This window comes from Candidatus Chloroploca mongolica (assembly GCF_004762035.2).
Taxonomy (GTDB): domain Bacteria; phylum Chloroflexota; class Chloroflexia; order Chloroflexales; family Chloroflexaceae; genus Chloroploca; species Chloroploca mongolica.
The window spans coordinates 19,139-35,252 of sequence record NZ_SIJK02000017.1; the positions used below are offsets into that span (position 1 = coordinate 19,139).

10 protein-coding genes are annotated in these 16,114 nt (G+C 57.0%); all 10 read left to right on the forward strand.

Annotated elements, in window-relative coordinates; translation table 11 throughout:
* The first annotated feature begins 249 nt into the window (after window positions 1–249).
* Window positions 250–1,926 carry an HsdM family class I SAM-dependent methyltransferase gene (locus EYB53_RS11005; RefSeq protein WP_205712633.1) on the forward strand — a complete coding sequence of 559 codons (1,677 nt, stop codon included), beginning with the start codon at window positions 250–252 and terminating at the stop codon, window positions 1,924–1,926.
* A gap of 17 nt (window positions 1,927–1,943) precedes the next feature.
* Window positions 1,944–2,231, forward strand: coding sequence for a nucleotidyltransferase family protein (locus EYB53_RS11010; RefSeq protein ID WP_135478237.1), 288 nt, complete (start codon window positions 1,944–1,946; stop codon window positions 2,229–2,231).
* Window positions 2,228–2,569, forward strand: coding sequence for a HepT-like ribonuclease domain-containing protein (locus EYB53_RS11015; protein ID WP_135478238.1), 342 nt, complete (start codon window positions 2,228–2,230; stop codon window positions 2,567–2,569). The genes EYB53_RS11010 and EYB53_RS11015 overlap by 4 nt, the downstream gene beginning before the upstream one ends.
* Before the next feature lie 35 nt (window positions 2,570–2,604).
* The gene (locus EYB53_RS11020) at window positions 2,605–2,775 is read left to right on the forward strand and encodes a hypothetical protein (protein ID WP_205712634.1); all 171 of its coding nucleotides are present in this window, start codon (window positions 2,605–2,607) and stop codon (window positions 2,773–2,775) included.
* On the forward strand, window positions 2,772–4,061 hold the full coding sequence (locus EYB53_RS11025) for a restriction endonuclease subunit S (RefSeq protein ID WP_135478239.1): 1,290 nt from the start codon (window positions 2,772–2,774) through the stop codon (window positions 4,059–4,061). Before EYB53_RS11020 ends, EYB53_RS11025 begins: the two co-directional genes overlap by 4 nt.
* A gap of 69 nt (window positions 4,062–4,130) precedes the next feature.
* Window positions 4,131–5,237 carry a Shedu immune nuclease family protein gene (locus tag EYB53_RS11030; RefSeq protein WP_135478240.1) on the forward strand — a complete coding sequence of 369 codons (1,107 nt, stop codon included), beginning with the start codon at window positions 4,131–4,133 and terminating at the stop codon, window positions 5,235–5,237.
* A 140-nt stretch (window positions 5,238–5,377) separates the two neighbouring features.
* Window positions 5,378–8,581: a type I restriction endonuclease subunit R gene (locus EYB53_RS11035; protein WP_135478241.1), complete on the forward strand. Its 3,204-nt coding sequence runs from the start codon at window positions 5,378–5,380 to the stop codon at window positions 8,579–8,581.
* A 161-nt stretch (window positions 8,582–8,742) separates the two neighbouring features.
* Window positions 8,743–10,629, forward strand: a complete 1,887-nt coding sequence (locus EYB53_RS11040) for a DUF7380 domain-containing protein (RefSeq protein WP_135478242.1) — start codon at window positions 8,743–8,745, stop codon at window positions 10,627–10,629.
* An 18-nt stretch (window positions 10,630–10,647) separates the two neighbouring features.
* Window positions 10,648–12,567: a DUF262 domain-containing protein gene (locus tag EYB53_RS11045; protein WP_135478243.1), complete on the forward strand. Its 1,920-nt coding sequence runs from the start codon at window positions 10,648–10,650 to the stop codon at window positions 12,565–12,567.
* A gap of 8 nt (window positions 12,568–12,575) precedes the next feature.
* On the forward strand, window positions 12,576–16,070 hold the full coding sequence (locus EYB53_RS11050) for an SNF2-related protein (protein WP_135478244.1): 3,495 nt from the start codon (window positions 12,576–12,578) through the stop codon (window positions 16,068–16,070).
* The last annotated feature ends 44 nt before the right edge of the window (window positions 16,071–16,114 follow it).

The window sequence follows — 16,114 nt, forward strand, 5'->3', positions numbered from 1 at the left end:
ATGGTGTCTTATCCGAAGAGGAGCAGGTGTAATGCAGAAGGCGTTCACACATTGCCGGAATACACGAGATGCTGATATAATGGTTGACGCCTGCATAATCTTTTGCAGCATCTCCGACAGCTATGCATACGTGAACTGTAATCGTTCTGGTACAAGCTCTTGGATTGATATACGACCTGAACATTGATTTCGGCGGGTCAGGTGCAGCGACAGATTCTAGAGTTGCCCTGCGTAGTTGAGGTAATCTGTATGCCACCCGGACGTAAACGGACAACCAATCAGAGTGCGGCGATCACCAATGGCCCGATCATGGCGTCCACGGGTGAAGAGACCAATGGTCGGCACGATCTGTCGCTCCTGGAAAACCGCCTTTGGGAGGCTGCCGATCAACTGCGCGCCAACTCGAAGTTGAAGTCGTCGGAGTATTCCATCCCAGTGTTGGGCCTGATCTTTCTGCGGTACGCCGACTACCGCTTCACCCATATCGAGCAAGAGCTGAAGGTGAAGCAAGGCGCATCGTCACGCCGTACCATCGGCAAGGCCGACTACCAGGCGCGTGGTGTCATGTACGTGCCCGAGGAGGCGCGTTTCGCAAGGCTGTTAACGCTGCCCGAGGGCGCCGATATCGCCAAGGTGATCAGCGAGGCGATGAAGGCGATCGAGGCCGACAACCCGGCCCTGAAGGATGTGCTGCCCAAGGAGTATCGCCGACTCGGCAACGACGTGCTGGTTCCGTTGTTGAAGACCCTCAACGCGATCCCGATGGATGCCGAGGGTGACACCTTTGGCCGGATCTACGAGTACTTTCTGGGTGAGTTTGCCCGCAGCGAGGGCCAGAAGGGTGGTGAGTTCTATACACCTACCGCGCTGGTCAAACTGATCGTTGAGGTGATCGAGCCGTTCCACGGCCGGATCTTCGACCCGGCCTGCGGATCCGGCGGCATGTTCGTGCAGAGCGCCCGCTTTGTCGAGAACCACAAACGTAACCCGAATGCCGAGATCAGTATCTACGGCCAGGAGAAAGTTGGTGAAACTGCCCGGCTCTGCCGCATGAATCTGGCTGTCCATGGTCTCGGTGGCGAGATCCGCGATGGCAATAGCTACTACGAAGATCTCCATCGCAGTGTTGGGCAGTTCGACTTTGTTATGGCCAATCCGCCATTCAACGTCAACGGCGTCGACAAGTCGCGCCTCAAGGACGACCCACGCTTTCCCTTTGGTATGCCGACGCCGGATAACGCCAACTATCTCTGGATCCAGCACTTCTATAGTGCCCTGACGCCAACTGGACGCACTGGATTTGTCATGTCCAGCTCGGCCGCCGATGCACGCGGCTCCGAGCAAGAGATCCGCCGTAAGCTGATTGAGGCCCAGGCAGTTGATGTGATGATCGCAATTGGGCCGAACTTCTTCTACACGGTGACTCTGCCCTGTATGCTCTGGTTTTTCGACCGCAACAAGGCGCGGACGGCGCGCAAGGATACGGTGCTGTTCATCGATGCGCGCCAGATCTACCGCCAGATCGACCGTGCCCACCGCGACTTTACGCCGACCCAGGTTGAGTTTCTTGCCAACATCGCGCGGCTCTACCGTGACGAGCAGCCCGAGCAGGTTTCCGGCAGCGAGAACCTGCTGGCCCAGCACTTTCCTGACGGTGCCTACCAGGATATCGCCGGGCTCTGCAAGGTGGCGACGCTCGATGAGATCAAGGCCCAGGGCTGGAGCCTCAATCCGGGGCGCTATGTCGGCGTCGCCGCCCGCGCCGCCGACAACTTTGACTTTGCTGTGCAGCTCGAGGAGCTGAACGAAGAACTGGAGCAACTGAATGCCGAAGCGCGTCTCCTGGAAGAGCGCATCGCCGAGCATGTAGAACAGTTGTTGGTACCAGCGACAGTGGGGCAAGCGAAAGTGCCGCGTAGGGACTGAGGAGGAAGGAGACAGGGATGAATCTCGATCAACTGCGCTCTAGGCGCGCCGAAATCCTGACACTGGCCGAGCAGCATGGCGCACATAATGTACGCGTCTTCGGCTCAGTCGTGCGAGGTGAGTCAGGAAGTGAGAGCGATATTGATCTGCTGATCGATATGGACGAGCAACGCAGCCTCCTTGACCTGGTGGCGCTCTGGCAGGATCTCCAGGACATGCTCGGTCGACGCGTTGATGTGGTCACTGAACGTAGTCTCCACTGGTATATTCGTGACCGGGTGTTGCGTGAAGCGAGGCCGTTATGAAAGATGACGGTCTGTACCTTACCCATATGCTCGAATGTATCACGCAGATCGAAGAATACACGCGGAATGGCAAAGAAGCCTTTATGGCTTCACGGATGACCCAGGACGCGGTTGTTCGTAATTTTGAGATTATTGGCGAGGCGACGAAACGGGTATCTCCGTCGCTGAAAGATGCACACCCTCATGTACCGTGGCGGCGTATCGCCGGGTTGCGTGATGTGCTGATTCATGATTATATTCGTGTCGAGCTTGAACAGGTCTGGGCGCTTGTTATCGGCCCAATGCGCGACTTGAAACGTGATCTTACGACGATTCGTGCGATTCTGGAAGGAGCGTAACAGGGTATACGTCACCCGAGCTACGCTGAACCTTGATGGCTGGCTATGCTGTCGGCGGCACCGCCCGCGCCGCCGGGAAGTTCAACTTCACCGTGCGACTTGCAGAGCTAAATGAGGATCTGGAGCAACTGAATGCCGAAGCGCATCTCTTGGAAGAGCGCATCGCTGAGCATGTGGAACGGTTGTTGGAGCAGGTGACAAAATGAGCACGAATGGCGACCTTTGGAAAACTGTTCCGATCAAAACCCTGTATCGCGGGTTATATGACGGCCCACATGCCACACCCAAGCTTTCAGATGAAGGCCCCATCTTCTTGGGCATCCCTAACGTTCGTGAAGATGGCGGTCTTGACCTAGCCAAAGTTCGCCACATCGCTGAAGAAGACTTTCCTAAGTGGACGAAACGGATATTACCGCAGCCTGGGGATATTGTATTTAGCTATGAAGCAACGCTTCATCGTTACGCCATAATCCCAGAGGGCTTCAGGGGCTGTCTAGGCCGCAGAATGGCATTAATACGTCCAAATCCGGGCGAGGTTGAGAGTCGTTATCTCTTCTACTACTTCCTGTCGGACAGGTGGCATTCAACGGTTGCTCGGCATATACTTATTGGTGCTACAGTTGATCGCATTCCCCTAACGCACTTCCCTCAGTTCGAGGTAACGATCCCTCCACCTCCCATCCAGCGCAAGATCGCTGCCATCCTCAGTGCCTACGACGACCTCATCGAGAACAACCAGCGCCGCATCGCCATCCTGGAAGAAATGGCGCACAATCTCTACCGCGAGTGGTTCGTCGAGCTGCGCTTTCCGGGGCACGAGCATGTGCGCGTGGTGGATGGCGTGCCGGAGGGGTGGGAGGTGACAACGTTAGGGGGCATTAGTGATCATGTTGGCGGAGTCATACAAACTGGCCCATTCGGATCACAGTTGCACCAATCAGATTATAAGAGTGAAGGTGTTCCGGTCGTAATGCCCAAAAATTTGGTTGATGGAAGAATTTCAGCAGATGGAATTGCACGAGTTGGAGTGGAGGATGCTGCTCGGCTCTCTCGCCATCGTCTTCGCCCAGGAGATATTGTCTATGGGCGACGCGGCGATATTGGTCGTCGAGCATTAGTGACATATCGCGAGGAAGGCTGGCTGTGTGGAACAGGAAGCCTTTTGTTGCGCCTCGGGCAAACTGTTATCGATCCAGTGCTGTTGTACTTGTACCTAGGAAAGTCAGAAGTAGCCACTTGGATCTCCAATAAGGCCATCGGCGCTACTATGCCAAATCTTAATACTGGTATATTGAAAAGCATCGTCACTGTTATCCCACCTCGTGAACTCCAGTTTCAAGCAACGATGCTCCTTAACCCTATTTTCGAGCTTATTCAGACACTGAACACCAAAAACATCAACCTCCGTCGCACCCGTGACTTGCTACTGCCAAGACTGATCAACGGCGAACTGGATGTTGCTGAGTTGGCGATCGCGGGGGTGGTCGAGTAAACCACGCGGATTTCACACCGCGTATATTCCAGCGAAACGGGCTGATGCCATTGAGAGGGACACAGAGATATGACTACGCACTACGATACCGAGAGCACTTCTCGCGACAGCGCGCGTGTCGACGATATTGTCATCACTAAACCGGACGAAGTCGAGCAGGGACGTACTCGCCGCATCATGCGGCCTCTGCTTATCGACAATGCGCGCAACAAAGCTGCCTCAGTGAAGCTAACCTTGATGCACCAGCGTCGCCACTCGGCAAAAGATCCATGGGAGGACGCCGACTCGTTCAATCTTGCTACACTCAGGGCCGGCCAAGAAGTTCGTCTCGAGCTGAGCGCAGGTCAGACGTACCGCCTGTACCAGGCGCTGTCTGACCTCTATGCGCTCTCTCAGGATGGCGTACCCCAGGGACAGCGACGCTTCATTGCGGTTGATGGAGAGTCAGGCGTCGTCGTCAACCTTCAGACACCGGAACTCGTCGAGTACCTGCTTGCCAACGACAACCCCGAGTTCTGGGAAGCGCTCAATCAGCTCAAGCCCGATGTGCTTACTGCTGTGGCACTCAAACAACAACATGAGCGGCGTTCAGCTGCGCTTGCAGAATTCAAGGCTCAGCTCGCCGCCGAGGAGTGGTCAGAGGGCAATTGGCAATCCTTTTTCGAGGCAAACACCTGGATTTTTGGCCATGGCCTGGCCTACCAGTTCCTTCATTCCGTAACCAAGCAACCAGCCTATGGCGGCGTTACGGTGGCCGGTTCGGGCGGGCAGCGCGGCGATTTCCTCCTAGCCACAGCAGCCACCATTCGCTTCATCGTGCTGGTCGATATTAAGAAGCCACAGAGCGAACTACTCACGACACGACTCTACCGGAATAAGGTATGGGGACCCAGTTCAGAACTCTCCGGGGGTGCCGCGCAACTCCAATCGAACTGCCGCACCTGGGTGATAGAGGGTTCGCGCCAGGACGAGAACCGTGACCTCCTGCATGGCGAGGATATCTACACCTATGAGCCCAAGGGGATCCTGGTGATCGGGAACACACGCCAGCTTGACGACACTAACAAGCGAGCATCATTCGAACTGTTCCGACGCAATCTGCACAACCCGGAGATAATCACCTACGATGAGTTGCTGGCTCGCGCCGAATACCTGGTCGTTCATCAGGAGCAATAATCGAAACAACGCGAGTTTCCCCAGCGCAATGACTGCCTCAGCTCGCGCCGTTTGCCCGGCACCATATCTTACCCGCGATCCGCATTGCTCGCCACCTGCGAATCGGACGATCAACTTGAGCCTATCACCGGGGGCTGACGATGCCACACCACAACCTTGACAGCGAAGACGCACTTGAACGTGAGACAATGGCGCTATTTCAGGCTCTTGGCTGGAAGACAACCTTCGCGCTGCACGAATGGGATACCGGCGCCAGTACGCTCGGTCGCGAGACGATGGCCGATGTCATCCTGGCGGGCCGACTGCGCCCGGCGCTGGAGCGCCTTAACCCCGATCTGCCGGACGAGGCCCTCACCCTGGCCATCGACGAACTGTTCCGCGACCGCAGCGCACTCAGTGCCGCCGCCGCGAACCGGGAGATCTACCGGCTGCTGAAGGACGGCGTGCTGGTCACGTTGCAGAGCGACGAGGGCGAAGAGCGCATCGAGCGGGTGCGCGGGATCGATTGGCAGCAGGCCGACCAGAACGATTTCTTGCTCGTCTCACAGTTTTGGGTGAGTGGGGAGTATGGCAAGAAACGCGCCGACCTGGTCGGCTTTGTTAATGGCCTGCCACTGGTCTTGCTCGAGCTCAAGGCCCATCACAAGCATGTGCAGGCTGCCTACGACAACAATCTGCGCGACTACAAGACGACTATTCCGCAGCTATTCTGGCCGAATGCGCTGATCATCCTCTCCAACGGTGTCGAGAGTCGCGTCGGCAGTATGACCGCCGAATGGAATCACTTTAGCGAGTGGAAGCGCATCAATAGTGAAGGCGAAAAGGGCGTCGTCAGCCTCGACACGACCGTGCGGGCTACCTGTGCGCCTGAGCGGTTGCTCGACCTGGTTGAGAACTTCACGCTCTTCGAAGAGACCCGCGGCGGCCTGGTCAAACTGATCGCCCGGAACCACCAGTACCTCGGCGTCAATAATGCCATTGCGGCAGTGCGCGATCTCGGGGCCAACCAGGGCCGGCTCGGCGTCTTCTGGCATACCCAGGGGAGCGGCAAGAGCTACTCGATGGTCTTCTTCGCGCAAAAGATCCTGCGCGCCCTCCCGGGCAACTGGACTTTTCTGGTGGTAACCGACCGGCTCGACCTGGATGAGCAGATCTACAAGAACTTCGCTCGCGTGGGGGCGGTAACTGAGCCAGAGGAGTCCGTTCGCGCTGGCGATGGTGTGCATCTACGGCAGTTATTGCGCGAGGATCACCGCTACCTCTTCACCCTCATCCAGAAATTCCGTACCGAAGGCGGCGAGCCCTACCCCCAACTCTCCGAACGTAGCGACATCATCGTGATGACCGACGAAGCCCACCGCAGCCAGTACGACATCTTCGCCCAGAATATGCGCCAGGCACTGCCACGCGCAGCATTTATCGGCTTCACCGGCACCCCACTGATCGTCGGCGAGGAAAAGACGCGTGAGGTATTTGGCGACTATGTCAGCATCTACAACTTCCGCCAGTCGGTCGAGGATCGTGCGACCGTGCCGCTGTACTACGAAAACCGCATCCCTGAGGTGCAGATTGTCAATGAGCACCTGAATGAGGATATGGGCGATCTTCTTGACGCCGCGATGCTTGACGAGGCGCAAGAACAGCGGCTCGAGCAGGAGTTCCGGCACGAGTACCAGGTGATTACCCGCGACGAGCGTCTGGAAACGGTCGCCCGCGATATTGTTGCCCACTTCATGGGGCGTGGCTATCGCGGCAAGGCTATGGTTGTCGCCATCGATAAGTTGACCGCAGTGCGTATGTACGACAAGGTGTACAAGTACTGGCAGAGCTCCATCGCCGACCTTCAGAGCCGTCTGAGTGAGGCGATCAGCGACGAGAGCGACGAGCTTGAGAAGGCCATCGCCTTTATGCAGACCACCGACATGGCGGTGGTTATCTCGCCGTCGCAGAACGAAATCGACATCTTCGCCAAACGAGGCATGGAAATCGCATCTCACCGCAAGCGCATCGTCAACGAAGACCTCGACACAAAATTCAAAGACCCGAACGACTCGTTCCGGATCGTTTTCGTCTGCGCGATGTGGATGACCGGCTTCGACGTGCCGTCCTGCTCGACGATCTACCTCGACAAGCCGATGCGGAACCACACCCTGATGCAGACCATTGCCCGCGCCAATCGCGTCTTCAAGGACAAGCAGAACGGCCTGATCGTCGACTACATTGGCGTCTTCCGCTCACTCCAGCAGGCACTGGTCATCTATGGCTCCGGCTCAGGCGGCGGCATTGCACCAGGCGACATGCCAGTACGTGACAAAGCAGCGCAACGTGCCGAATTGCGCCAGGTTCTTGACGAAGCGACCGCCTTCTGCGCCGCGCGAGGGGTAGACCTGAACATCATCGCTGCTGCCGATAACGCCTTCCAGCGGATTGCCTTGGTCAGCGATGCCGTCGAAGCAATCATCGTCAACGACGACCAGAAACAGCAGTTCCTGAATCACGCCAACACGGTCGATCGGCTCTTTCGTGCGATCCTGCCCGATCAGAGCGCCGCCGAGTTTCAGCCAACCCACGCTGCGCTCACCGTCATCGCTCACCGCATCCGCGCTCTGGCAGCGCCAGCAGACATTGAGAATGTCATGGATCAGGTTGGCGAGTTGCTCGATGACTCAGTCCTACCGAAAGTGCAATACACCATTCGTGACCAGCCCTACCGCCGTCTGGGCGAAGACGTAGCACAAGCAGACTCGGCGCAGCCGATCGATCTCAGCGCTATCGACTTCGGCGCGCTACGTCAGAAGTTTGAGACCGGTCGCAAGCGAACCGAGGCCGAGCAACTGCGCAGCACAATCAGCCGTAAGCTGACGCGTATGGTGCGGCTCAACAAGACGCGTATGAACTACCTTGAGCAATTCCAGCGCCTGGTGAATGAATACAATGCCGGTGCCGCGAACGTCGAGGGCTTCTTTGCAGAACTGGTCACCTTTGCGGCGAATCTGAATGCTGAAGAGCAGCGTGCGATCGCCGAGCAGCTTGAGGAGGAAGAGCTTGCCCTGTTCGATCTGCTGACGAGGCCCGAGGTAACGCCCACAAAGGCCGAGGCTGACCAGATCAAGCAAGTCGCGCGCGACCTGTTAACCACCCTGAAGCGCGAGAAACTGGTGCTCGACTGGCGCAAGAAACAGCAGGCCCGCGCCGCCGTCCGGGTCACAATCGAAGATATGTTAGATCAGTTGCCGGATCTCTATAGCAAGGAGCTGTACGAGCAAAAGTGCCAGGTGGTCTACCAACATGTCTACGAGTCGTACCTCGGCCAGGGAAAGAGCATCTACTCGCGTGCGGCCTGACAAACACGATAGCCGTTTCACCAGATGCGAGGTGTCGTTGGCAAAGACACGAGCCGACGAAGACGCACCAGAGAAACTGTAAAGCGGCACTGAAATCACGTAGCACTCACTGTCTTATCTGAAATCGAGACGTCGCAGAAGAAGGAGTGAGGGTCGGAACAATGTCCATACCTGAAATCAGTCTAACTTTGGACAGCATCGAGCAACTGGCATGGGAAGATATAATTAGTGACAGTATTGCGCGTGAATGTAGTGATTATAGCTCGCAGTTTTTCGAGCATGCCAAAGGGCTAGAAGCAGCTGGAAACCTTGAGGTAAGTGGCTTCTTCGTGCTCTTGGGAGCCATTACATCATTCCATCTCAAACTTGATGATAGTGACCAGCCATTTCATCCGTTCTTTGTGATACCCACAGGGCGCACTGCGTCAGTCGATGATCTTAACGATACCCACTTAGCTGTACTCGACCTGCTCGTAGATGACATCGCCGATCCTGAATTGCAGGCTCGTGTTAGTGATCTTCTGTGGATATGTCGTCGTGATTATCGCCGAGCTGAGCTAGCAGTGAACGCCTATCTTGCTGCAGCTGCTGTGCTAGAAGATCCACTCCACTGGCCAGCATGTATGCACAGGATCGAACGAGCGCTACAGATCGGCTCTTTGTTGGGCCGCAACCAGGCTCCACGGCTTCGGATCCTAGAGACCATTGAAGAAATATTGGGGCGTTACAACGGAGAAGATCCGCTATTCCTATCAGCGCGCTTAATGGAGCTCTTGCTAGAGCAGCGGCACGGCGACCCTAATCGCTATGCCGCATTAGCAGAAAAGGCAGCCCAGAAAGCAGAGCAGGAACGCCATTGGCATCGCGCGCGTAACTACTGGCAGATCGCTGCTCAGTGGCATCGGCGTCGGAACGATGAGTCTCAAGCCCGCAATGCCCAGATCAATGCGGCTGAGACTCATGCGCTTGAGGCTGATGAAGTATTGCATCGCGATCCGCCTGATCACGGCCTTGCTGCAATCCACCTGCAAGGGACAATCACCGCTTTGCGCCGCATTGGAGGCATGGGTGAGCGAGTGGACGAGATCCACCGAGCCATGCTCGGACACCAGCAGGTATCTGTTGCCTCGATGCAAGCATCCGAGCAATCGATTGATTTATCTGATGCAATCGAACAGGCGCGAGGTCGAGTCAGGGGCAAATCAGCGTTCGAAGCACTTGTCGCCCTGGTGAAGATGGGCGGTGCGCCAAACGTTGACAAGCTGCGGGCGGAAGTTCAGCATCAAATAGATGCGCATCCTCTGCTGTATATCTTCCCGGCCCGAATGTTAAATGCAGCCGGAAAGACAATCGGGCAACGGGGCGCCAGGTCTCCAAATGATGATGAAAACCTCGAAGAGCTTTTGCGGGCTGAAATGCTTCGGCATGCCGTACTTCATCGGGAGATCTTTGTGGCTGCTGGTATCGAACCAGATCGGCAGCAGATCTGGCAGGAGCATCCTCTTCGGCCGCACGATTTCTTCGAGCTGGCGAGCTACAGCTCCTTTGTTCCACCTGGGCGCGAATGGATCTATGCGCGCGGTTTATATGCCGGTCTCCAGGGAGACTTTCTTGTTGCGACTCACCTGTTGTTTCCTCAGTTTGAGCACTCGATTCGCTGGATCCTGCACGAACGTGGCGTTGTTGTCTCAAGATTGAATGATCAGGGGATTCAGGATGAGTTGGATCTAAACCGGCTGCTCTACCTTCCCGAAATGGCATCCATCTTCGGCGAGGATGTTGTCTTCGATCTCAAAGGGTTGCTCGTTGAACGCTTTGGTGCCAACTTAAGGAACACTGCGGCCCATGGGCTCATCGAACATAGCGGCTTTTACTCAGCCCAGTCAATCTATTTCTGGTGGCTTGTACTGCGCCTGATGTTAATCCCCATCATTGCCAGACAACAGGCGGAAGCATCGAATGCTGCCCCTTCAGCGTCATCTGCGGCTGCTCCGCCATCACAGAATGGCTCTGGTGAGACCAACTCGCATCCTGAAGGCACTCGATAAAGGAAAGCGTGTATACTGATGAACCCTCACAAAGTCACCATCCAGCAACTCTTCACCATGCAGTGCCGCCACCTGATCCCCATCTTCCAGCGCCAGTATGTGTGGGATGCGCGCGACCAGTGGGAGCCTTTGTGGGATGACATTACCCAGAAGGCACGGGAGGTGCTCAACATCACGCCAGGCGGGCGCCAGCTGCGGAAGCATTTTATGGGAGCGGTTGTGCTGCGGGCAATCGCGCCTAATGGTCTTGAGTATCAGGCCTACGAGGTCATCGACGGACAACAGCGCCTCACCACGCTGCAGGTTCTCATGATCGCACTCCGTGATTACAGCAAGCAGAAAAACTTGGGCCGCAGTCTGACGCTCCTAAATGGCATGACCGCAAATCCGCCACTCTCCGGGTCGGAGTATGAGCAGCTGAAGGTGCTCCCCACAACACGCGATCGGGCCGACTTCGTGGACGTCTTCGAGTGCCAGTCGCCCGAGGAGTTGCTGCGCCGGCGCCCGCCGATCCGCCGCAAATATGCTCGCCGCGATGATCCGCAGCCGAAGCTGATTGCCGCTTACCACTTTTTCTATGACGTGATCCGGCAGTTCGCCGAGACTGCTGACGATGAACTGGATGACAGTGCGACCATCGTGGCAGACGCCGAGACCATAGCTCGCCGGGTCGAGTCACTGGTCCGTGCGATCACTCAGCAGCTCGAGCTTGTGCGGATCGATCTCGATCACGACGACGATCCCCAGGTCATTTTTGAAACGCTCAACGCGCGGGGAGTCAAGCTCTGGCCGGGCGACTTGGTGCGGAACTACGTATTCCTCGAGGCTACGCGACGCCACGGTTCGCAGGCAAAGGTCAAAGATCTCTACGACACCTATTGGCGGCACTATGATGAGACTGCCACGGCGGCATTCTGGAAAGAGCATGTGCGCCAGGGCCGCCTGGTCAATCCCCGCTTCGAGTTGTTCCTCTTTCACTTTTTGACCAGCAAGCTGAAGCGTCCCGAGGATGATATCCAGTTGCAACATCTCTACCGCTCGTTCTGCGAGTGGTGGGATACGAGCGAGGGCGCGCAACCGCGCGATGTCGAGCAGGCGTTGCAGGAGATCCAGGTCTATAGCGCCTTCTACCACCGCCTGTTTGAGCAGCGCGACGATGATCGGCTGGCAACCTTCGGGCGGCGGCTGCGCATTATGGACGTCAGCACGATCTACCCGCTCGTGCTCTTCCTCTTTGTAGAACGCGAGCAAGAGACCACCGCCGAGATAGACGGCCTCCTGACCGACCTGGAGTCCTACCTCGTCCGCCGCCTGATCTGTGGTCTGACCACAAAGAGTTACAACCGCATTTTCGTCAAATTGCTTACCGATCTCCGAAAAGCCGGCCCCATCTCACGCGGTGTGGTTCAACAGCATCTCTTAAACATGACAGGGCCGACCGCGGAGTGGCCCAGCGATGATCTGCTGCGCGAACGCTGGCTGACTAGCCCGGTCTATCAGAATCTCCGTCAATCGCGGATTGTGATGATCCTTGAGGCGTTGGAGTGGCAGCAGTACGGGCCGAAGCAGGAGCATCAGCGCCCACCTTCCACCACGCCCTACACCATTGAGCATATTCTGCCGCAGAGCCCGAGTGAGGATGACTGGCCGTTGCCGCTTCCGGCAGACGCTGACGAAGAGACCCGCCTGGCGATCGTTATGACCCGCGAGGCGCTGAAGCATACCATCGGCAATCTGACTCTGGTGACCTCGCCGATGAACTCCGGGCTTGGCAATCGTCCCTTTTTGCAGAAGCGTCAGGCCTTCGATACCCAGAGTACCCTGATGCTGAGCAAGTACTTCATCAAGCACGGGATTGACACCTGGGGCGAGGCGCAAATCCGTGAGCGCGGCGAGCGGCTCCTGACTGAGGCGATCACGATCTGGCCACGGCCATAGGTGTCCCAATGAGTGATCCTTCACCTGAACCGGAGAACCCTGGAGGTCAGCTTTCGCTCTTCAGCACTGATCAGGTCGCGGAGCAAGCACCGGTACCCGAGGTGCCTGCTCCGCGCCGTTCGCGCCGGCGCACTGCTGACCCCGCGTGGCCGCCCCACGAGCGCTTCCCCTATAACAATCCGCGCACTGGTCAGACCGTGGGATCGTGCGTTTTGGAAGAGCTTCGTACCTCACGCCGCCCGTTGATCATTACTGGTTACACATCGCTGTCATTCGTGATCAATCTTCTTGCCCATTATCGTAGTCAATCAGGCGCAATGCACGTGCGCTTACTCCTAGGCCATGAGCCGCTTGTCCAGGGGCGATCAACCTACCGTGTACCGGGCCGACAGTCCTTTGCGCGGGAACTGGAAGACTACTGGCTTGCCCAAGGGGTCTCAGTCTATCAGAGCTTGGCGATTCTAGCAGCAATCGATTTTCTCCAAACTGATTCAATCGAGGTTCGCATCTCCGGCAATCTCGAGCGACCAGTTCATGCCAAGATCTATCAGGCCGACCACGCAATCACACTGGGATCGAGTAACCTGAGCAACAACGGCATGTACACGCAGTTCGAAGCCAACGAACGCCACGAGGTCTTCGACGGGGAACGTTTCACTGAGGCTTGCACGCTTGCCGAACAAATCTGGGCAACTGGTCGCGATTACCGAGAACAACTCATTGCGCTCCTAAAACGACTCCTACGTGCCGTTAGCTGGCAGGAGTCGCTGGCACGCGCTTGTGCCGAAGTGCTGGATGGGCTCTGGGCGCGCCGCTACACGCTGGTGGATCCGCTCGTGAACGCGCCGCAGCTCTGGCCTGCCCAGGAACAGGGGGTGGTTCAGGCCATCTGGTTGGTCGATCAGGTTGGCAGTGTGCTGGTGGCTGATGCGACCGGTTCCGGCAAGACCCGCCTCGGCGCCGAGATTCTGCGTGCGATGACGAACCGGCTCTGGGAACGTGGACGGGTTCGCAACCATATCCCCGTTATTGTCGCGCCACCACGGGTGCTGACCGATTGGGAACGCGATACCACATCGATAAACCTGCCAAGCGAGCGCTATCCTCACTCATTGCTGAGCCGCACGCCAGGCGAACAGCGCCAGACGCGCCAAGACGTGCTTCAGCGCGCGCAGGTGCTGGCGATCGATGAGGCGCATAACTTTCTCAACACGACCTCCAACCGATCGCGTGCGCTCCTCCGCTGTGCGCCTGAGCACACTCTGCTGTTGACGGCAACGCCGCTGAACCGTGAACTCTCCGATCTCCTGACGATCATCAACCTCCTGGGGCCGGACAACTTTGATGATCACATCATCGAACTGGTACTTCAGGCCGCACAGGTACGCCCATCAAGGGGAGGGAAACCCAAGACCACGGCGGCGTTGCCAATGAGTCCGGACGACATCGTGCTCTTGCAGCGCGCCATTCGGCAGTTTATGCTGCGGCGTACCAAGCGGCAGTTTAACGCGCTGATTGATCACGAGCCAGAGGCGTATCGGAATAGGTTGGGTAATCCGTGCCGCTATCCAAAGACTCGGGCGCAGTATTATCCAACCAACGAAACCGACCAGGATCAACGCCTGATTCAAGCAGTACGCAATGCCCTCGCGCAGTTGAACGGGATGGCGTTTGTGCATAAAGTATTGCGTGTGCCTGACTCGCCACGCTGGCGTAATCATGCAGAACCGGATCTCGTTTGGCTTAACGGGATGCTGCAAGGTGCCAAAGCGCTGGCAGGCTATCACGTACTGGCTGCCTTGCGCTCGTCCCGGCTGGCTGCCCTGGAACACCTCTTTGGTACCCGCGCAGCTTGGATCGAACACTATGGAGAGCCGGTACCACTGAAACATGCCGCAGAAACCGGCAACCTGTTTGAGCGGGTTCGGCAGCTTGGCGGGACATTACCGATTAACCAACTCGCCATCACGGATCTGCCTGCCATGCTTACCGATCCGGAAATTCATCGTAACGCTTGTGAACGTGATGCCGAAATCTACGATATCATTGGTAAAATTATCCGCAAGATCTCTGATCAGCGAGAAACGAGTAAAGCTCGTCTCATTGCCAATTTGATTGAACACCACCATCTGCTCATTGCGTTCGATGCCCGACCTATTACCTTGCATGGGATCGCACGGCGGCTGGCACATGAGCGCATTCAGATCAGGATAGCCACCTCTGAACGGCCTCAAGATTGCCAGAAGGTTATGCAAGAATTCAAACTTGGTTCACAGGCTTCACAGATTGTCGCGCTATGCACCGACGCGATGTCCGAGAGTATCAACCTTCAGGCGGCATCTGCAATAGTCCATCTCGATCTCCCTACCGTGGTGCGTCGTCTCGAACAACGCGATGGGCGCCTCAATCGTATGGACAGTGATCACCGTGAAGTGGAATCCTGGCTTCCGCAAGACAGCCCGGCATTTGCGCCAACGAGCGGCGAGGAGTTGATCTATCGGCGCTACCGCATGGTCGAAACCCTGCTCGGCGGCAATGTTGTGCTGCCAGATGATGTAACCCTTGCTGATCTCGGCGAGGAGGATAGCGAAGCCGACGATACGTCACCATCCATCCCGATTACTCCAGAGAACCTTGTTCGTGATCGCGATCAGCGCGAACACATCTTGGATGCGATCCCAGATGCGTTCTCGCCAGTACGTTCGCTCGTCATCGGCAACCAGGCGCTAGTTGCTGCTGCTACCTACGAGCACTATCGTCGTGGGCAAGCACGCGTTGTCTCGTCGGTGGCGGCGGTACGGGCAGAAAAGGCGTGGGTCTTTCTTTGCCTCGCTGGATCAGATACTGGGGCACCGCGCTTCGTACTGATGAGCTCGGACGCTGCAGTGCCACAGACGGGCCTAGAGGAGATATGCGAACAGCTACGCTCGTGGCTCGGGCCACATACGCCCCAACGCTCATTCGACCACGCGGCTGCTGAGCAACTGAAGGCTTACCTGGAGCAATTGAATACGCACGATGAGTTGCTTCTGCCGCGGAAGAAGCAGCGTGCGCTTGCCGAGATGCGCGTAATTCTGCCGAAATATCGCCCCAAGCCTCAGCGACGCCGCAGCAAGGCTGACGAGACATCCGAACTCGACGATGCATTGACAGGCCGCACTGAGGTGGTTGATACGCTCCTTGATCTGCTGAACAACCGAGGCGAACGGCACGCCAGCGATGGGCGGCGGATCACGCCGGATCTGGGCATCCTTGCCGACCGCTGGCTTTACCTTATTCGGCCTGCCTGGGCAGAAGTCGCCCGATCTAGCCGCCGTAAGATCATCCTCTTGCGCGACCTGCGGGAGTATCTCGAGAAACACCCGCCAGAGACCACCGAACTGGATCAACTTCTGTACGAAGAGGGATTATGGGTCAAGCCACTCGATGAACGGGTCGTTGCCGCGATCGTCGGCGTGCCCGACAAAACCTTGGAACTTTCTCATAATGCTTTCGGTACATAGGTGCGGTTCTCAACATAGACTCGCATAAACTTTCCTTATACGAG